This window comes from Xenorhabdus griffiniae, assembly GCF_015163655.1.
Classification (GTDB): domain Bacteria; phylum Pseudomonadota; class Gammaproteobacteria; order Enterobacterales; family Enterobacteriaceae; genus Xenorhabdus; species Xenorhabdus griffiniae.
Genome location: NZ_JADEUF010000029.1, coordinates 1 through 19,497 on the forward strand (window position 1 = coordinate 1; position 19,497 = coordinate 19,497).

At 45.4% G+C, this 19,497-nt stretch carries 19 protein-coding genes; 13 read left to right on the forward strand and 6 right to left on the reverse strand.

The window, feature by feature from the left end; all coding sequences use genetic code 11:
* Nucleotides 1–2,170, forward strand: a 2,170-nt coding sequence (locus tag IQ211_RS06870) for an Ig-like domain-containing protein (RefSeq protein ID WP_193836337.1), incomplete at its 5' end; no start/stop codon positions are given.
* A gap of 56 nt (nucleotides 2,171–2,226) precedes the next feature.
* Here the strand turns inward: IQ211_RS06870 and argS are convergent.
* Nucleotides 2,227–3,957, reverse strand: a complete 1,731-nt coding sequence (gene argS / locus IQ211_RS06875) for an arginine--tRNA ligase (protein WP_189759488.1) — start codon at nucleotides 3,955–3,957, stop codon at nucleotides 2,227–2,229.
* Between the two features lie 194 nt (nucleotides 3,958–4,151).
* Between argS and IQ211_RS06880 the strand changes: the two genes are divergently transcribed.
* The 6 genes from IQ211_RS06880 to cutC all read left to right on the forward strand — a co-directional run bounded on the left by IQ211_RS06880 (nucleotide 4,152) and on the right by cutC (nucleotide 9,726).
* Nucleotides 4,152–4,700 carry a VOC family protein gene (locus tag IQ211_RS06880; RefSeq protein WP_189759487.1) on the forward strand — a complete coding sequence of 183 codons (549 nt, stop codon included), beginning with the start codon at nucleotides 4,152–4,154 and terminating at the stop codon, nucleotides 4,698–4,700.
* A gap of 217 nt (nucleotides 4,701–4,917) precedes the next feature.
* Complete coding sequence (locus tag IQ211_RS06885; protein ID WP_189759486.1) at nucleotides 4,918–5,829, forward strand: 2-dehydro-3-deoxygalactonokinase; 912 nt, start codon at nucleotides 4,918–4,920, stop codon at nucleotides 5,827–5,829.
* Complete coding sequence (locus tag IQ211_RS06890; protein ID WP_189759485.1) at nucleotides 5,780–6,397, forward strand: 2-dehydro-3-deoxy-6-phosphogalactonate aldolase; 618 nt, start codon at nucleotides 5,780–5,782, stop codon at nucleotides 6,395–6,397. The genes IQ211_RS06885 and IQ211_RS06890 overlap by 50 nt, the downstream gene beginning before the upstream one ends.
* Complete coding sequence (gene dgoD / locus IQ211_RS06895; protein ID WP_189759484.1) at nucleotides 6,394–7,542, forward strand: galactonate dehydratase; 1,149 nt, start codon at nucleotides 6,394–6,396, stop codon at nucleotides 7,540–7,542. Before IQ211_RS06890 ends, dgoD begins: the two co-directional genes overlap by 4 nt.
* A 110-nt stretch (nucleotides 7,543–7,652) precedes the next feature.
* Entirely contained in the window at nucleotides 7,653–8,945 is a 1,293-nt protein-coding gene (locus tag IQ211_RS06900) for an MFS transporter (RefSeq protein WP_189759483.1), read from the forward strand.
* A 28-nt stretch (nucleotides 8,946–8,973) separates the two neighbouring features.
* On the forward strand, nucleotides 8,974–9,726 hold the full coding sequence (gene cutC, locus IQ211_RS06905) for a copper homeostasis protein CutC (protein WP_189759482.1): 753 nt from the start codon (nucleotides 8,974–8,976) through the stop codon (nucleotides 9,724–9,726).
* 191 nt (nucleotides 9,727–9,917) lie between these two features.
* Here cutC and cmoB read toward each other — a convergent pair whose 3' ends face one another.
* The 3 genes from cmoB to IQ211_RS06920 form a co-directional block, all read right to left on the reverse strand.
* A complete protein-coding gene (gene cmoB, locus IQ211_RS06910; RefSeq protein ID WP_189759481.1) occupies nucleotides 9,918–10,889 on the reverse strand; it encodes a tRNA 5-methoxyuridine(34)/uridine 5-oxyacetic acid(34) synthase CmoB in 972 nt (323 codons plus the stop codon).
* On the reverse strand, nucleotides 10,886–11,671 hold the full coding sequence (gene cmoA, locus IQ211_RS06915) for a carboxy-S-adenosyl-L-methionine synthase CmoA (RefSeq protein WP_189759480.1): 786 nt from the start codon (nucleotides 11,669–11,671) through the stop codon (nucleotides 10,886–10,888). The genes cmoB and cmoA overlap by 4 nt, the downstream gene beginning before the upstream one ends.
* Before the next feature lie 154 nt (nucleotides 11,672–11,825).
* Nucleotides 11,826–12,224 (reverse strand): MAPEG family protein, encoded by a 399-nt coding sequence (locus IQ211_RS06920; protein ID WP_189759479.1) that lies wholly within the window; start codon nucleotides 12,222–12,224, stop codon nucleotides 11,826–11,828.
* A 268-nt stretch (nucleotides 12,225–12,492) separates the two neighbouring features.
* On the opposite strand from IQ211_RS06920, the gene aspS reads away from it, so the two are divergent.
* The 6 genes from aspS (at nucleotide 12,493) to ruvB (ending at nucleotide 17,820) form a co-directional block, all read left to right on the forward strand.
* Complete coding sequence (gene aspS, locus IQ211_RS06925; protein ID WP_189759478.1) at nucleotides 12,493–14,262, forward strand: aspartate--tRNA ligase; 1,770 nt, start codon at nucleotides 12,493–12,495, stop codon at nucleotides 14,260–14,262.
* Nucleotides 14,262–14,696 carry a dihydroneopterin triphosphate diphosphatase gene (nudB, locus tag IQ211_RS06930; RefSeq protein WP_189759477.1) on the forward strand — a complete coding sequence of 145 codons (435 nt, stop codon included), beginning with the start codon at nucleotides 14,262–14,264 and terminating at the stop codon, nucleotides 14,694–14,696. The genes aspS and nudB overlap by 1 nt, the downstream gene beginning before the upstream one ends.
* A 30-nt stretch (nucleotides 14,697–14,726) precedes the next feature.
* Entirely contained in the window at nucleotides 14,727–15,470 is a 744-nt protein-coding gene (locus IQ211_RS06935) for a YebC/PmpR family DNA-binding transcriptional regulator (protein ID WP_189759476.1), read from the forward strand.
* Between the two features lie 108 nt (nucleotides 15,471–15,578).
* Nucleotides 15,579–16,100, forward strand: coding sequence for a crossover junction endodeoxyribonuclease RuvC (ruvC, locus tag IQ211_RS06940; RefSeq protein ID WP_189759475.1), 522 nt, complete (start codon nucleotides 15,579–15,581; stop codon nucleotides 16,098–16,100).
* 78 nt (nucleotides 16,101–16,178) lie between these two features.
* The gene (ruvA, locus tag IQ211_RS06945; RefSeq protein WP_189759474.1) at nucleotides 16,179–16,796 is read left to right on the forward strand and encodes a Holliday junction branch migration protein RuvA; all 618 of its coding nucleotides are present in this window, start codon (nucleotides 16,179–16,181) and stop codon (nucleotides 16,794–16,796) included.
* 16 nt (nucleotides 16,797–16,812) lie between these two features.
* Complete coding sequence (gene ruvB, locus IQ211_RS06950) at nucleotides 16,813–17,820, forward strand: Holliday junction branch migration DNA helicase RuvB (protein ID WP_189759473.1); 1,008 nt, start codon at nucleotides 16,813–16,815, stop codon at nucleotides 17,818–17,820.
* Nucleotides 17,821–17,880: 60 nt separating this feature from the next.
* Here ruvB and znuB read toward each other — a convergent pair whose 3' ends face one another.
* Both znuB and znuC read right to left on the reverse strand, forming a co-directional pair.
* Nucleotides 17,881–18,666, reverse strand: a complete 786-nt coding sequence (gene znuB / locus IQ211_RS06955; protein WP_189759472.1) for a zinc ABC transporter permease subunit ZnuB — start codon at nucleotides 18,664–18,666, stop codon at nucleotides 17,881–17,883.
* Nucleotides 18,663–19,412, reverse strand: a complete 750-nt coding sequence (znuC, locus tag IQ211_RS06960) for a zinc ABC transporter ATP-binding protein ZnuC (RefSeq protein ID WP_189759471.1) — start codon at nucleotides 19,410–19,412, stop codon at nucleotides 18,663–18,665. The genes znuB and znuC overlap by 4 nt, the downstream gene beginning before the upstream one ends.
* Nucleotides 19,413–19,497: the final 85 nt, after the last annotated feature.

Below are 19,497 nucleotides of genomic sequence, written 5' to 3' on the forward strand. Positions count from 1 at the left end.
AGTTGCCTACCTGAAAAGCATTGAGGCAATACAAGATGTGGTGGTTTCACTGTCCATTGAAGGCCAACAGCCTGTTCCTGCACAACCTCCGGTGACTTTTACTGAGGATACCCAAGATTATAAGGTTAAAGGGGATATTCAGGTCAAGCCGTCAGGAGGGATAGTCACGGCAGATGGTGTCCAGAAATATACCTATACGGCGATTATTGTAGGTCTTGATGGAAAATCTGTTCAAGAAGGGGAAATCATTCATAATGCGACGTGGAAGATAGAGCATCCAGCTAACCCTAACGCTTATGGACTCATACTCGATCAATCAGATATGACAATAGATGACAAGGGGCAATTAACGGCAACCTTAACCAGCACTAAGGCAGTCAAGGGGGTTGTCGTTTCACTCACGGTGGGAAAACAACCGCCGGTTAAGGCAAAGCCGCCAGTAGATTTCGAACCGGAACAGGTGTCAATAACACCGACACCATCAAGCCCAATATTGGTGGGTAACAATTATACCCTGACCGTTCACGTTAAGGATGCTACGGGTAACAATTCGGAGCCTAATAAGCAAGTTAACTGGACCCTAAAAGATCCCAATCAGAAAGGGGTAACACTGAATCCAACAAGCAGCACAACTCAGGGTGATGGGCGTGCTACCACAACATTGACCAGTACGCAGGCGCAAACAGTGACGGTAGAGGCTTCTGTCGAAGGCGTTGAAACAGCGGCGTCGGTGGATGTGGAATTCAAATGGCCAACCATTCAGAAACCCACCGTTACCGAAAAAACCGGCACAGTTCCGGCGGATGGAGATAAAGAGCCGCAACACGCTTATCACTATACTGCGCATGTGGTTGGTGCTGATGGTAAAACACCTTATACCGGGCAAGAGATTAAATTTAAGTGGCGGTTAAAATCGCAGGCGGGTGGGACTCCACAAAATACCTGGCTATCAGAGAAGGGAGAAGTGACTGCTCAATCTGATGGCACATTAAAAGTTCAACTGCGGAGCAGCCAGAAAAATCCGGTAGCGACAGGCGTTATCGTGTGTCTTGCTGCTGTTGATGGAAACTCTGTTGAAATTTCTGAAACAGAACAATGTGCTGATGCTGTGGATTTTGATACGGAAAATTTAAAGATAGACAGCCTTGATGTTGCGTTTGATCCTAACCATCCCTTAACGGGAGGGAAGGGCAATTATACCTATACGGCGAAAGTGGTTAACGCTGACGGTACCGCGCTACCTGACGGGTATAAGGTAGAAGGGGCTAAGTGGACTCTGGACCCTGCCCCTGAAACCTATAACGGTCAGGCTGAATGGGAAATTAAAGGTGACAATGACAATATAGTCACGAATGGTCAAATTACGGCCACCCTAAGCAGCCAGGCGGGTATTGGTGATATTAGTAATGGCCAAGTTACTGACGGTCTGACGGTAAAATTAGAAGTACCGGCAGGAAGGGGGAAAACAACTTCCAGTCAGGCAAATCAACAAGTTGCTTTTGAAGCACCGACTTTGAACGCTGGGCTGCATGTATTCAGTGATAAATATCCAACAGGAAAAATATTTAAAGAGAAGAATAAACCTTACAATACATTTCAGAATCTGAAGGGCGAATTGGTGGATGCTTCAACAGGAAAACCGATTGCCGAAAATAGCAAGAGCGTGAACTATGATGCGAATCCTAAGGTAATAGATTCTGGTGGTACATCGATTGGTGATACATCTACTAATAGTCGATGGGATAAGGGAATAATTTCATTTAGCTTTATATCTACAGCTGTTTCTAACTTAAAAGTGATAACAACGGTTAAAAAAACGAATAATGCCAAATATATATATACCTATGAATTTAACGTAAAAAGGTATTTTTTTGGATCCCCCGATGGGTTAATTACCATTCCAAATGATTTTAATTGCACTACGAGTACGGGTGTTACACAAAAAATGACAGATTATGAACTCTATAGTGGATCTGGATCTGATATTGATCTTATAACAGAGTTTGGCGATATTTCTAAATATGGAATAGTCGGTAATTCTGAATTTATTATTGGTGTTGGTCAGTCTCAAAATAAGGGACAGGATTTTATATATGACCTAAAAAATAACACTCATTCATTTAGTGATAACAAGACTCAAGGATATGCTATGTGTGTCGATCACGGTTAATCTTAGATCTGATTAAAAACTGGCATGGTTTAGTCATGCCAGTTTGGGACAGATAATTACATCCGCTCTACCGTCTCGATACCCAAGGTATCCAGACCTTGCTTCAAGGTCTTCGCTGTCAGCAGGGCTAATTTCAGCCGGCTCTGACGGACTTCTTCGCTATCCGCGCTCAGAATTGGACAATGTTCGTAGAAACCAGAGAACAGGCCAGCCAGATCATAGAGGTAAGCACACATCACGTGAGGAGTACCTTCGCGGGCAACAGTTGTGATGGTTTCTTCAAATTGCAACAGGCGCGTCGCCAGAGCTTGTTCACGTTCTTCGTTCAGAAGCATCGGGTGGATCAGGCTGCTTTCATCAATTTCTGCACGCTTAAAGATAGAATTTACGCGGGTATAGGCATACTGCATATAAGGTGCGGTATTACCTTCAAAAGCGAGCATGTTATCCCAGTCAAATACATAGTCGGTAGTGCGGTTTTTGGAAAGATCGGCATATTTCACCGCGCCAATACCGACGGCGTTGACAACTTTTTTCAGTTCCTCTTCCGGCATATCTGGGTTTTTCTCGCGGATCAGGGCATCTGCGCGTTCGATGGCCTCATCCAACAAATCAGACAGCCTGACTGTTCCCCCCGCACGGGTTTTGAATGGCTTGCCATCTTTGCCCAACATCATGCCGAACATATGGTGTTCGAGTAACATCGACTCGGGAATGTAACCCGCCTTGCGTACGATTGTCCAAGCTTGCATCAGGTGTTGGTGTTGGCGTGAATCGATGTAGTAGAGAACCCGATCAGCATGCAGGATTTCATGACGGTACTTGGCACAGGCAATATCCGTGGTGGTATAAAGGTAGCCGCCATCTTTTTTCTGGATGATAACACCCATTGGTTCGCCTTCTTTGTTCTTATACTCATCAAGGTAAACCACGATAGCCCCATCACTCTCGACGGCAAGTCCACGTTGTTTTAGATCGGCAACAACGCCAGGCAGCATATCGTTATACAAACTTTCACCCATGACATCTTTTTTTGTCAGTGTCACGTTCAGGCGATGATAGGTTTCCTGATTCTGCGACATGGTGATATCAACCAGTTTGCGCCACATGGTACGGCAGTATTCATCACCGCTTTGCAGTTTTACGACGTAGCTACGGGCACGAACTGCAAATTCTTCATCTTCATCGTAAGTTTTCTTCGCTTCACGATAGAAGGCTTCCAAATCGGCTAATGCCATATCACTGGCATCTTCGTTCTGGACTTTTTCCAGATAAGCAATCAGCATTCCGAACTGAGTACCCCAGTCACCAACGTGATTAGCTCGAATGACTTTGTGCCCCAAAAACTCCATAGTACGGGCTGCGGCATCGCCAATGATCGTGGAACGAATGTGCCCAATATGCATTTGTTTTGCCACATTCGGTGCAGAATAGTCGATAACGATGGTTTGTGGCGCGACCGGTGTGATGCCCAGTTTTTCATCTTTCAGCGCAGTTTCGAGATTGGCAGCAATCCACGTTTTATCCAGAAAGATATTGATAAAACCAGGACCGGCAATCTCAACTTTGCTGGCAATTCCTTGCAGATCCAGCAAACTGACGACTTTTTCTGCCAATTGTCGAGGTGGCATACCCACTTTTTTCGCTGCCGCCATGACACCATTTGCCTGGTAGTCACCAAACTGAGCTTTTGCAGATTGACGAACGTGAGCTTCACTGTCGGCTGGAGCACCAGCAGCAATCAGCGCATGGCTGATTTTTTCTGAAAGAATGGCCTGAATATTCACCGTAGTACCTTAAATTACGCACAAAAGCCCTTGCATGTGAATTATGCAAATACTTTTACGCGTGTGAGTTATGAGAAAATAACGGGTTTTATACCATATTCATTATCCTGCATGCTACTATCAGCCGCCGCTTGCGGTATGACTTTGGTTTTTTCAGCTCGCCTTTCAGGCGATAGTTTTTTGCTGGGGGAAAGATGACACACTTTGCAACAATTCCTGAATTACAGGATTTGGTGGTTGATTTATATCAGTTTGAACAAAAGCTAAAGCAGTTTGGTGAATATCTTGGCCTGGAACTTACACAGTATGCAGCAGATCATATTTCCCTGCGTTGTAATGATATTTCAATCGCTGATCGCTGGCGTCAAGGTTTTCTGCAATGTGGTCAATTGATGTCTGAGAGCATGATCAATGGCCGACCGATCTGCTTATTTGAGTTAGAACAGCCAATCGCTTTACTTGGCTGGCAAATTGACTGTGTCGAATTACCTTATCCGGGTAAAAAGCAATATCTTCACGCAGGCTGGGAACATGTCGAATTTGTCCTGCCTGTGCCACCAGAACAACTGATAGACGAAGCCTATAAATTACTGCCTGATCCGTTGCCCGCTTTTTTTCGTACGAAAGAGAGTCAGCCGAAAGGGGATAGTGAAAGATTACCAAACCCAACGTTAGCGGTAACAAATGGTGAAATCACCATCAAATTTCACCCTTTTTCTCTCAAAGAGATTATCAAAAATTAAACATACGTGTTCTTTTTGTGATCGTTATCGTAGCACTGCAACTCAGCGTAGCGATAAGCTCGCTTAAGTGAGTGATATTTGAACGAATCTGGCTGGGCGATAAGGCACGCCAGGAAAATAAAGCGCTGTTTGGTACGATAGTATCAGGGCGGGAATGCAGCCGGAGCAGGCTGCATTTGCCATGATTGCCAGCCAATAGAAGGCTTAAGGACGTCACATGACAGCACGCTACATCACGATTGATTGGGGATCGACCAATTTACGCGCCTGGCTATATCAGGGCGATGAATGTCTGGAAAGCAGGCAATCGGTAGCGGGGGTCACCCGCCTTAATGGAAAATCGCCACAGGTAGTGTTAGCAGAAATGACTCAAGGCTGGCGGAATGACAAAACGCCGATTGTTATGGCAGGGATGATCGGTAGCAACTTAGGCTGGAAAACAGTTCCATATCTGTCGGTTCCCATTCAGTTCTCTGCAATCGGCGAGCAATTAACCCCGGTCGCCGATAATGTCTGGATTATTCCTGGATTGTGTGTTTCACGTGAAGATAACTACAACGTGATGCGAGGCGAAGAGACGCAATTATTAGGCGCTCACCAGCTTTTCCCTTCTTCCCTTTATGTCATGCCCGGCACTCACTGTAAATGGGTGTCCGCTGATGACCAACAAATCCACGATTTCCGTACTGTGATGACCGGTGAACTCCACCATTTACTTTTGCATCATTCACTGGTGGGCGCGGGATTGCCCGAACAGGCAGTCTGTCCCGAAGTTTTTAACGCTGGTCTTAAACGGGGAATCGATTCTCCGGTACTTTTGCCTTTTTTATTCGAAGTTCGCGCTTCGCACATATTGGGTACCTTGCCGCGCGAATATGTCAGTGAATTTTTATCCGGCCTGTTGATTGGTGCAGAAGTGGCGAGCATGAGTCACTATTTTGCTGATCAACAGACTATCACACTCGTCGCCGGACTTTCGTTAGCTGCTCGTTATCAGCAGGCGTTTAGCGCTATCGGACGAAATATCTCTTTGGCAGACGGCGATACCGTTTTTCAGGCAGGTATAAGGAGTATCGCAAATGCTGTTGCAAGCCAATCTCCCGCTTATCGCTATTCTTCGCGGTATTAAACCAGACGAAGCGCTTGAACACATCGCGGCGGTCATTGACGCTGGGTTCGATATAGTGGAGATCCCGCTTAACTCTCCTCAGTGGGAACAGAGTATTCCGGCCATTGTGCAAGCGTTTGGCTGTAAGGCACTGATTGGGGCGGGAACTGTACTGAAACCAGAGCAAGTAGATGTGTTGGCGGAAATGGGGTGTAAATTGATTGTCACGCCTAATATCTGCTGCGAAGTGATCCGCAAAGCAGTCGCTTATGGTATGGCAGTATGTCCAGGTTGCGCGACAGCGACGGAAGCTTTTACCGCGTTGGAAGCTGGAGCACAGTCATTAAAGATTTTTCCCTCATCGACATTCGGCCCGAACTATATCAAAGCATTGAAAGCGGTGTTACCACCAGACATACCTGTTTTCGCTGTGGGGGGTGTAACGCCAGATAATCTGTCTCAATGGATTAACGCAGGTTGTATAGGAGCCGGCTTAGGCAGTGATCTTTATCGTGCCGGTCAATCGGTTGATCGTACTGTACGGCAAGCAACCTTATTTGTTAACGCGTACCAAGAGGCCATACGATGAAAATAATTAAATTCACGACTTATCGTTTACCTCCACGCTGGATGTTCCTAAAAATTGACACAGATGAAGGTGTTGCAGGCTGGGGAGAACCAGTAATTGAAGGTCGTGCCCGTACAGTGGAAACAGCAGTGCACGAGCTAAGTGAATATTTGATTGGACGGGAGCCAGCCCGTATCAATGACTTATGGCAGGTGATGTACCGCGCAGGTTTTTATCGTGGCGGACCCGTTTTGATGAGTGCCATAGCAGGCATCGACCAGGCTTTATGGGATATCAAAGGTAAGGTCTTGAATGCCCCCGTGTGGCAGCTGATGGGGGGATTGGTGCGCGATAAGATCAAAGCTTATAGCTGGGTGGGAGGCGATCGCCCTTCGGAAGTGATTGACGGTATTAAAACCTTACGGAAGATCGGTTTTGATACATTCAAATTAAATGGTTGTGAAGAACTGTGCATCATTGATGATTCGAGAAAAATTGATACTGCTGTTAATACGGTAGCGCAGATCCGTGAAACGTTCGGTCATGAAATTGAATTTGGACTCGATTTCCACGGCCGTGTCAGCGCACCAATGGCGAAAGTATTAATCAAGGCGTTAGAACCGTATCGGCCTTTATTTATTGAAGAACCGGTGCTGGCGGAACAGGCGGAATATTATCCACGTCTGGCAGCGCAAACCCATATTCCCATTGCGGCAGGTGAGCGGATGTTTTCTCGTTTTGAATTTAAACGTGTACTGGAAGTGGGGGGACTGGCAATTATCCAGCCAGACTTATCGCATGCGGGAGGTATTACTGAATGCCATAAAATTGCAGGTATGGCTGAAGCTTATGATGTCGCACTGGCACCGCATTGCCCACTGGGACCAATTGCGCTGGCCGCTTGCCTGCACATCGATTTCATATCACGTAATGCGGTATTCCAGGAGCAGAGTATGGGCATTCATTACAATAAAGGAGCAGAGTTACTTGATTTTGTGAAAAATAAAGAAGACTTCAGTATGGAGGGTGGTTTCTTTAAACCTTTAATGAAACCCGGTCTGGGGGTTGAAATTGACGAAGCACAGGTCATTGAGCGCAGCAAAAATGTACCGGACTGGCGAAATCCAATATGGCGACATAAAGATGGTTCTATTGCTGAGTGGTAATTGCCATTATTAAATTAACTAACTAAATCAATGCGTTCTTTTACATCCTCTGTTAACCACAAGGCAAGGTGGCGGGTTTCACTGTGCCCAAAATCTGGAGACAGATTGAGATGAATATTTCAGTAACAACGACGAAAATTGGGCATCGGCGCTATCTGACGCTGATAATGATCTTTATTACGGTCGTTATTTGTTATGTTGATCGAGCTAATCTTGCGGTTGCATCAGCCAATATCCAGAAAGAGTTTGGTGTCACGAAAACGGAAATGGGCTACATCTTTTCTGCTTTCTCTTGGTCTTATACCTTATGTCAAATTCCCGGTGGTTGGTTTCTTGATCGCGTTGGTTCACGCTTGACCTATTTTATTGCCATTCTTGGCTGGTCGGTGGCGACCCTATTACAGGGTGTCGCAACCGGTCTGATATCACTCATAGGCTTACGTTCCATTACTGGTATTTTTGAAGCCCCGACATTTCCCACCAATAACCGGATGGTGACAAGTTGGTTCCCTGAACATGAACGTGCCTCTGCCGTTGGGTTTTACACATCAGGCCAGTTCGTTGGACTTGCTTTTCTGACGCCGCTTCTCATAGGACTCCAGGAATTCAGTAACTGGCGCTGGGTTTTTTTCGTAACAGGGGGCATTGGGTTTATTTGGTCACTAATCTGGATTAACGTTTATCAACAGCCACGATCAACAAAAAATATGAGTCAAGCAGAGCTTGAGTATATCCGCAGTGGAGGAGGGATAGTCGATGATGATTCGCCAGCCAGGAAAGCGGTTCGACAGCCTCTTACTATCGCGGACTGGAAGCTGGTGTTCCACCATAAGCTGGTGGGCGTCTATCTGGGGCAATTTGCAGCCGCTTCAACACTGTGGTTTTTTTTGACCTGGTTCCCAAATTATTTGACTCAAGAGAAAGGGATTAGCGCTCTAAAAGCCAGTTTCATGACGACCGTTCCCTTTCTGGCCGCATTTTTAGGTGTACTGCTCTCTGGCTGGCTAGCAGATAGCATGGTACGTAGGGGGTTCTCTTTGGGAGTGGCGCGTAAGACTCCGATTATTTGTGGTTTGATAATTTCTACTTGTATTATGGGAGCCAATTACACTAACAATCCGATATGGATCATGGTGCTGATGGCGCTGGCGTTTTTTGGTAACGGTTTTGCATCTATTACCTGGTCACTGGTTTCTTCACTGGCGCCGATGCATTTGATTGGTTTGAGCGGTGGCATCTTTAATTTTTTCGGCGGGTTGGGTGGGATCTCTGTACCACTTGTGATTGGCTATTTAGCGCAGAGCTATGGTTTTTCTCCAGCACTGGTTTACATTTCTGTCGTCACATTGATTGGTGCTCTCTCCTATATCTTTCTTGTGGGTGATGTGAAACGTGTAGGCTAATTGGGCGTTTATATCCGAGGGGCTTTGAATGATAAAGCTGGAAATTTGTTGTTATAGCATAAACTGTGCTTTGGTTGCACAACAGGCAGGAGCTGATCGCATTGAATTGTGTGCAAGTCCGTCGGAAGGTGGGGTAACACCGAGTTTCGGTGCATTGCAGCATGCACTACAGCATTTATCAATTCCTGTACATCCCATTGTCCGGCCAAGGGGCGGAGACTTCTGTTACAGCAACACTGATTTTGAAGTAATGAAAGATGATGTTGCTCGTATCCGTGATATGGGATTTCCTGGTGTCGTTTTAGGCGTATTAAATGAAGAAGGCCACATTGATCGGCTTCGCATGAGACAATTGATGTCATTGGCAGGGAATATGAAAGTTACGTTCCATCGTGCCTTTGATATGTGTTTCAATCCACATGTTGCATTAGAACAACTGACAGAGCTTGGTGTGCAGCGTATTTTAACTTCAGGCCAGCAACAAAGTGCTGAGTTGGGATTACCCTTGTTAAAAGAATTGTTACAGGCAAGCCAGGGGCCGATTATTATGCCTGGTGCGGGTGTCAGAATGAGTAATATCTGTAAGTTTCTGGAAATTGGGGTAACAGAAATTCACAGTTCGGCAGGTAAAATTATGCCTTCTGCTATGAAATATCGGAAAGCGGGTGTGAAAATGAGTTCTGACGACAGTGAGGTAGATGAATATGCTTACCATTGTGTTGATGGGCAGTTAGTTGAATCGATGAAGGGCGTGATTAGTTTGGTTCAACGGGCAAAATAAAATATTCTGTATGTATTTCATCTGAATCCCCAGTTATACCAATCGCCTTTCAATATGCATCTTATATCTCCCCGCGTAGCGGGGAGATATAAACAATCACATTGATTTTCAAGCGGAAACTTGAAGCTTAATGCGTATACATCGTTGACTATGCAACTGGGGTGATCAGCCTAACAGATAAAAAAGAAAGGTTATGGCTTACGGGCAATAAGGACTGCTCGCAGTGGAGCAGGGTAGCCTTCTATCGTTTTACTATGATCGTTTGGTTCAAGAAAATCGATCAGCGATTCAGTCTTCATCCATTCTGTCTGGCGTTGTTCATCCAGTGTTGTGAGCGCATGATCAACAATGCGGACATCAATAAAACCGCATTTTTCTAACCAAACTTTTAGCATCTTGGCCGACGGGATAAAGTAGACATTCCGCATTTGTGCATAACGCTCACCTGGAATGAGGCATTGGTGTTCATCACCCTCAATAACCAGGCTCTCCAGAACTAATTCACCGCCGGAAACTAACTGGTTTTTCAATTGCCATAAATGGTCGAGGGGAGAGCGGCGATGATAAAGCACGCCCATTGAAAAGACCGTATCAAAGGCTTTTAGTTCTGGTAACTGTTCAATGCCTAAAGGTAAAAGGTGGGCGCGTTGGTCGTTACCCAGTAACTTTCTGATGGCTTCAAATTGGCAAAGAAAAAGTTGGGTTGGATCAATCCCCACAACGAGCTGAGCACCTTCTCCTACCATACGCCACATGTGGTAACCGCTGCCACAGCCGACATCAAGGACCGTTCTGCCTGCTAAAGGCGAAATATGGGGAAGAACGCGATCCCATTTCCAGTCAGAACGCCACTCAGTATCAATCTCCACACCGTACAGTGAAAAAGGTCCTTTACGCCACGGCATGAATAGCTTCAGGATATTTTGAATACGGGCTTTTTCACCGTTTGGTAATTCTGGTTGATGGTTTGCAATGACACCAGTTTTTAGATCAAGTTGGGTGGGATTAATTTCAGGCAGGTTCTCCAGAATTTTTACCCATGAACTGAACTGACCATGCAATGAAGCTTGCTGCCAATGGCTTAATTGTGCGGGCAGGCATTCCAACCAGTGACTTAAGTGGTTTTTGGCGATCAATTGATAAAAGTTACTGAAATCAATCATTGTTCAGCCCCTTTTATTGCCAGCAATGAGCCAAAGTTAAAACATTGGAACCAAACTTCAACGTGCTGGAATCCTGCTTGTTTGAGGCGTGATTTGTGCGTTTCAACCGGATCTGTTCGCATGACATTTTCCAGCATACTGCGTTTTTGACTGATCTCCAGTTCGCTGTAACCGTTGGCGCGCTTAAAATCATAGTGCATATTGAAGAGCAACTCGCCAATCTGCTCATCTTCAAAGTTGAATTTTTCAGACAGTACCAGAACGCCTCCAGGCTTTAAACCGGCATAGATTTTATCCAGCATTTTCTGGCGATCATCAGGGTGCAGGAACTGTAATGTGAAATTCAAAACGACCATTGATGCATTGTGAATATCGGTATCAAGAATATCCTGTTCGATGATTTCAACGGGGATGTTGGCCTTGAAAGAGTCAATATGGCGACGGCAGCGTTCGATCATTGCCGGTGAGTTATCGACGGCGATAATACGGCAACCCTCTGTATGGAGAGGGGGACTATTATTTTCGGCGCTAATAGCACGGCGGATTGATAACGTGGCTGCACCAAGGGAACAACCAAGATCATAAATTTGACTATTTGGCGTGACAAAACGTTCTGCCAGCATACCTATCATGGAAATGATATTGGAATAACCGGGAATTGAGCGTTTCACCATATCGGGAAAGACTTCGGCAACGCGTTCATCGAAATTCCAGTCACCTAAATTGGCAATTGGAGCAGAGAACAGACTATCCCGTTGATTATGAGATTCTTGATTTGACATAACAGCATTGATTTTTGGAAACAATAAGAAGCGGTTATTCTAACAGAATGCAGGAAAAGGCAGAAAGAGGGATCATCAATAGATAGGTCCTCAGGCGGCCACATACCGCCCAGGATGACTCTAACTGTGGGGAACTATTGATATAGGGAATAGATTATGTATAGAGAGAAAAGATCTGCTCCCACGGCAAATAGTAGATGTTATTGAGGATCATGATTATCATTGAGATATAGGTTGCCGCCATGCCCATACGCCGCCAGCGTATTTCTCGATGACGCAAGCCAAAATAGTGTAGGATCCTGCCTGACAGTAATACCAGTCCACAAATGTGCAGCATCCAAACGTGGGCGCCATTCATCTCCATCACAATCAATAACAACATTGAAATTGGAATGTATTCAACTGCATTACCATGAACCCGAATGGCGGTTTGCAATTCATAAAAACCGCCATCGCCATAAGCGACCCGATATTGCGTTCTTAATTTGACTACATCCAGAGACAGCTTAATTAACAGTAGTGCGCCCAGTACGATATAAAGCGAGCTAACCATTTCTTAACTCCAATTGCCCAACCCAAAAACGGCTAAATGATGATAAACCGCAAAAAGAAAACTGTCGCTATAAATCATAGTATTTAATAATAAATTCTATGAATGTTAGCGGATAGCAAAAAATTGTCTTGTCAAGAACGGCGTTATGGCCTTATCTCCGGTTAGAATTTCCAGTATAATAGTGACCTTTTTTGCAATTCTTCCTAGAAAGAACAATGCCAAAATTTCCGCAGCAGAAAGCATAACGAGCTGAGTAAAAGGATATTGTATGCGTACTAATTATTGTGGGCAGTTGAACCTGGCCCATGAAGGCCAAAAAGTGACTCTTTGTGGCTGGGTGAATCGTCGCCGTGATTTAGGTGGCTTGATCTTTATTGATATGCGAGATCGCGAGGGTATCGTTCAGGTATTTTTTGACCCAGACCAGAAAGAGGTCTTTGCTCAGGCTTCTGAACTGCGTAATGAATTTTGTATTCAAATTACGGGGATTGTGCGTGCGCGCCCTGATAACCAAATCAATAAAGATATGGCAACCGGCGAAATTGAAGTTTTCGCAGAAAGCCTGATGGTTTTCAACCGCTCGGAGCCATTGCCACTGGACAGCAACCAGAATAACAGTGAAGAGCAGCGCCTGAAATACCGCTATCTTGATCTGCGTCGCACTGAGATGTCGCAGCGTCTGAAAACCCGTGCCAAGATCACCAGTTTTGTGCGTCGTTTTATGGATGATGCGGGTTTCATTGATGTTGAAACGCCAATGCTGACTAAAGCAACACCAGAAGGTGCGCGTGACTATTTAGTGCCAAGCCGTGTGCATAAAGGCGAATTTTATGCACTGCCGCAGTCTCCGCAGCTTTTTAAACAGTTGTTGATGATGTCTGGCTTTGACCGTTATTACCAGATTGTAAAGTGCTTCCGCGATGAAGACCTGCGCGCCGATCGTCAGCCAGAATTTACCCAGATCGACGTTGAAACCTCGTTTATGACCGCTGAACAAGTTCGCGAAATCATGGAAAAAATGATCCGTGAACTATGGCTGGATGTGAAAGGTGTCGATTTGGGTGGTTTCCCTATTATGACATTTGAAGAAGCCATGCGTCGTTTTGGTTCAGATAAACCAGACTTGCGTAACCCTCTGGAATTGGTGGATATCGCCGATCTGGTTAAAGACGTAGAGTTCTCTGTCTTTGCTGAACCTGCAAACAATCCAAAAGGCCGTGTTGCGGCTATTCGCGTTCCCGGCGGGGCAGAGTTAAGCCGTAAGCAAATTGATGAGTACGGTAAATTTGTTGGCATTTATGGCGCGAAGGGTTTGGCATGGATGAAAGTGAATAACCGTGTTACCGGCTTAGAAGGTGTGCAAAGCCCGATAGCTAAGTTCCTGTCTGCGGAAGTGGTTGAGGGTCTGTTATCCCGTACCAATGCCCAGGATGGTGATATCCTGTTCTTTGGCGCTGACAAGAAAAATGTTGTCACTGATGCTATGGGAGCACTGCGTCTGAAACTGGGCCGCGACTTGAATATTACCGATCTGGCAAGCTGGAAACCGCTTTGGGTTATTGATTTCCCTATGTTCGAAGACAATGGCGCAGGTGGTTTGACGGCAATGCATCATCCATTTACTTCTCCGCGTGATATGTCGGCGGCTGAATTGGAAAATAATCCAGAATCCGCTATCGCGAACGCTTACGACATGGTGATCAATGGCTATGAAGTCGGGGGTGGCTCTGTCCGTATCCATCGTAACGAAATGCAGCAGGTGGTATTCCGCATTCTGGGTATTCATGAGCAGGAACAGCAGGAGAAATTTGGTTTCTTACTGAATGCCCTGAAATACGGTACACCGCCACATGCTGGTTTGGCTTTCGGCTTAGATCGCCTCGTTATGTTGTTGACTGATACAGATAATATTCGTGATGTGATCGCTTTCCCGAAAACAACGGCAGCGGCATGTTTGATGACGGATGCACCAAGTCCAGCGAATTCAGCCGCGTTGGAAGAATTGGCTATTTCAGTGGTTAAAAAAGAGAACGAATAATGGCTTATAAGCGCCCTGAATCTGTACTGGTTATGATTTATGCCGTTGACAGCAAAAGGGTGCTGATGCTACAGCGACGGGACGATCCTGAGTTTTGGCAATCTGTGACAGGTAGCCTTGAAAAGGACGAAAAACCGTGGGAGGCGGCGTTACGTGAAGTACAGGAAGAGATAGGTATTGATATTATCAATGAAAATCTTGAACTGAAAGATTGTCAACGCTGTCTTTATTATGAGATTTTCTCGCACCTACGATATCGATATGCTCCTGGGGTAACGCGGAATAAAGAACATTGGTTCTCTCTGGCATTACCTGAGGAGCGAGAAATTTTGCTGACCGAACACTTGGCTTATCAATGGCTGGCGGCGGAAGAAGCGGCCACATTGACGAAGTCGTGGAGCAATCGGCAAGCAATTGAAGAGTTTGTCATTTAGTCTATAAGACGTTTTATCGGAGATATTTGCATGGCAGGTCATAGTAAATGGGCCAATACGAAACACCGCAAAGCTGCACAGGATGCGAAACGCGGTAAGATTTTTACAAAAATTATCCGTGAATTGGTAACGGCTGCACGATTGGGCGGTGGTGATCCCGATTCTAACCCACGTTTGCGAGCTGCCGTCGATAAAGCGCTGTCCAACAATATGACTCGTGATACGTTGAATCGTGCAATTGCCCGTGGTGTTGGTAACGACGACTCAGATAACATGGAAACCATCATTTATGAAGGCTACGGCCCTGGTGGTACAGCAGTCATGGTTGAATGTCTGAGCGATAACCGTAACCGTACTGTTTCTGAAGTTCGTCATGCGTTCACCAAAACAGGCGGCAACTTGGGGACTGACGGTTCTGTTTCTTATCTGTTCACCAAAAAAGGGGTTATTTCCTACGCACCAGGCCTAGATGAAGATGCGGTGATGGAAGCCGCATTGGAAGCAGGCGCTGACGATGTTGAAACTTATGATGATGGTGCGATTGACGTCTATACTACTCCAGAGTCTTTTGGCGAAGTTAAAGATGCACTGGATGCAGCCGGTTTTAAGGCAGATTCCGCAGAAGTTTCTATGATCCCATCAACGAAAGCAGAACTGGATGCAGAAACTGCGCCTAAATTACTGCGTTTGATCGATATGCTTGAAGATTCTGACGATGTGCAAGAAGTTTATCATAATGGTGAAATTTCTGATGAGGTTGCAGCACTGCTGTAATTGACATTAGGGTTCACAGCGTAGAGAAAGTGTTCCTCAAATCAGGGCACTTTCTCTAACGTTTTTATCCCATATCACAGGCAAACCGATTTAGGCGAATAATTCGATATGGCGATTATTCTTGGTATTGACCCTGGCTCCAGAGTCACGGGATATGGCGTTATTCGCCAGCAAGGACGGCAACTTATCTATCTCGGCAGCGGTTGTATTCGGACAAAAGTCGATGACTTACCCAGTCGTTTGCAGAAGATTTACGCCGGGGTTACTGAAATCATCACGCAATTTCAGCCCAATGCTTTTGCAATAGAGCAAGTTTTCATGGCAAAAAATGCAGACTCAGCCTTGAAATTGGGGCAGGCGCGTGGAGTCGCAATTGTTGCAGCCTCTAACCAATCCATACCGGTATTTGAATATGCAGCCCGTCAGGTTAAACAGACGGTGGTCGGTACAGGAGCGGCCGAAAAGAGCCAGATTCAGCACATGGTACGTTCGATGTTGAAATTGTCTGCTAATCCGCAGGCTGATGCCGCTGATGCGTTGGCTATTGCTATTACACATTGTCATCTCAGTCAAAATTTACTGCGGGTAGGTGATGTGCGGTTAAATTTAACGCGTGGTCGTCTGAAATAGTTGATGCTGGATATACGTCCAGCTTTTTTTGTGCTATAAGCTAGCGGAACGATTTATTTTATTTTCAGGGGGTAAACAGTGATAGGGCGTTTGAGAGGAACCGTGTTGGAAAAACAGCCACCGTTGGTTTTATTGGAAACTCACGGTGTCGGTTATGAAGTTCATATGCCAATGACCTGTTTTTATGAACTGCCTGAAATTGGCCAGGAAGCGATTTTATTTACACAATTTATTGTGCGTGAAGATGCTCAGTTATTATACGGTTTTAATGATAAACAAGAGCGTGCATTGTTCCGTGAACTGATTAAGGTCAATGGTGTTGGGCCTAAATTAGCGCTGGCGATCCTTTCGGGCATGTCGGCCCAGCAATTCGTTACAGCGATAGAACAAGAAGCTATTACTTCATTGGTTAAGTTGCCGGGTGTTGGCAAAAAAACGGCTGAAAGGCTGGTCGTAGAGATGAAAGATCGCTTTAAGGGGCTTAATGGCGATCTATTTAACCAAAGTAGTGATGTTAATTTGCCGGCTGTCAGCAAACAAGTGAATTCCGTTGCCGAGATTGAAGCAGAAGCTGCAGCGGCACTGGTTTCTCTGGGATATAAACCACAGGAGGCCAGCCGGATGGTGAGCAAGGTAGCTAAACCAGGTGCAGATTGTGAAACCCTTATTCGAGAAGCACTTCGTGCGGCTCTGTAATCACAGGAGTTAAGTGATGATTGAAGCTGACCGTCTAGTTTCAGCAGGCGTTCTGCAAGATGATGAAGCGATTGATCGTGCTATTCGGCCGAAATTTCTGTCTGAATATGTTGGGCAACCGCATGTTTGTGAACAAATGGAAATTTTTATCCAAGCGGCACGTCAGCGTGGTGATGCACTGGATCACTTATTGATTTTTGGCCCCCCTGGATTAGGTAAGACCACGCTGGCAAATATTGTGGCAAATGAAATGGGGGTTAATCTTCGTACTACATCTGGGCCGGTATTGGAGAAGGCAGGGGATCTTGCCGCTATGCTTACTAATCTGGAACCGCACGATGTCTTGTTTATTGATGAAATTCACCGTTTATCGCCGGTTGTGGAAGAGATCCTTTATCCGGCAATGGAAGATTACCAACTGGATATCATGATTGGTGAAGGGCCAGCCGCCCGCTCCATCAAGATTGATCTTCCTCCCTTTACTTTGATTGGTGCGACCACTCGTGCAGGCTCTTTAACTTCACCATTGCGTGATCGATTTGGTATCGTTCAGCGTCTTGAATTTTACAATGTTGATGATTTGCAGAGCATCGTTTCCCGTAGTGCACGCTATATGGGATTAGGCATTTCAGATGATGGTGCAAGGCAAATCGCGATGCGTTCTCGTGGCACTCCCCGTATTACGAATCGATTATTACGTCGTGTGCGTGATTTTGCCCAGGTGAAAGGTAATGGCACCATTGATAGTCATATTGCATCTCAGGCGCTGGATATGCTGAATGTCGATTCGGCCGGATTTGATTACCTTGATCGTAAGTTGCTGATTGCCATTATTGATAAATTTATGGGTGGTCCCGTTGGGTTGGATAATTTGGCCGCGGCGATTGGTGAAGAACGAGAAACGATTGAAGATGTACTGGAACCTTTCCTGATCCAACAAGGATTTATCCAACGAACACCACGCGGGCGTATTGCAACCCATCATGCTTACCGACATTTTGGATTGAGTAAGGAAGACGAATAAAGGGTTATAACTTACCTAAATTATAACCCTTATTAGTTGTATTTGAATTGCCGTTAAAAATTAGTTTCTTGCCTTGAACGTTAAACTCAATGCAAATAACACTGCCGAACAAAGTACAACGGAAGGTCCTGCCGGTGTGTTATAAAATGCCGATAATGTTAACCCTCCCGTAACAGAAAGCATACCGACAATAATTGCAAAAACGGCCATTTGTTCAGGTGTGCGGGAGAAACGACGGGAGGTAGCGGCAGGGATAATCAGCAGGGAGGTGATAATTAATGCCCCGACGAATTTCATTGCCAGCCCAATAGTTAATGCTGTCACTAACATCAGCAAGATACGCAGACGTTGAATTTTAATGCCATCAACAAAGGCCAAATCTTGGCTAACTGTTATTGATAGCAGGGCGCGCCATTGCCATGTCAGTAATCCAGTAACAATCGCGACACCGGCCGCAATGAGCCAGAGATCTTCGTAAGTTACGGACAATAAATCGCCAAACAAATAAGCCATTAGATCGACCCTGACACTGGTCATAAAACTAACGACGACTAAGCCCAGCGATAAGGCACTGTGAGCCAGAATGCCCAATAAGGTATCAACAGCTAATTGCGGGCGTTTTTCTAGCCAAACCAAAATAGTGGCTAAGATAAGTGTTACTGCAATCACTGCATAAAATGGGTTCACATTCAGTAAGAAACCAAATGCAACACCAAGCAGTGATGCGTGTGCCAGTGTATCACCAAAATAGGACATTCTGCGCCAAACGACAAAAGAACCAAGAGGCCCCGCGGCAATTGCCAAAAAAATACCGGCGAGCCAGCCGGGAAGTAATAATTCAATCATCGGCGTGATTCCCCAACATTTTTCAAAATAACTTTCCCTCTAAGATCATGATGATGATTGTGGTGATGGCGGTAAACTGCCAGTTGTTCTGCACCATGATGCCCAAACATTGCAATAAACTCTGGGTGCATTGACACCACTTCTGGTGTGCCAGAACAACAAATGTGCTGATTGAGGCATAAAACCTCGTCTGTTTTCGCCATGACTAAGTGCAGGTCATGGGATACCATAAGTACAGCGCAATTAAGCTCTGTTCTGATTTGGTTGATTAAGTCATAAAGCGCCAGTTGGCCATTGACATCCACGCCTTGTGTTGGTTCATCAAGAACTAAAAGCTGGGGGTGGTTCAGTAAAGCCCTGGCGAGTAGTACCCGCTGAGTTTCTCCACCAGACAGCTTTTGCATGGGTTGCTCCAATAAGTGAGCAGCCTTGACCCGATTTAATACCGGCATGATATCTGCGGATTTCACATTGGGCCTTAATAGCATAAAACGCTTTACAGTCAGGGGCAGAGTGGGATCAAGGTTAAGTTTTTGCGGAACATAACCAATTCTTAATGTAGGGGTCTGTTCAATCGTGCCCGAAGTGGGTTGCACTAAACCAAGAACGACGCGAACCAGAGTTGATTTTCCTGCACCGTTTGGGCCGATCAGGGTCAGAATTTTCCCTTGCTTGAGATTGAATGAAATATTATTTAATACCTTGCGGTTACCAAATTCAACCGTAATATTTTTTAGGGTAATCATAGTTGGCGAGTCAAAAGTGTCTTGCGGAATTATTGGAATGTTATAATATAACAAAATTCAATTTTCTGCATGGAATATTCATATT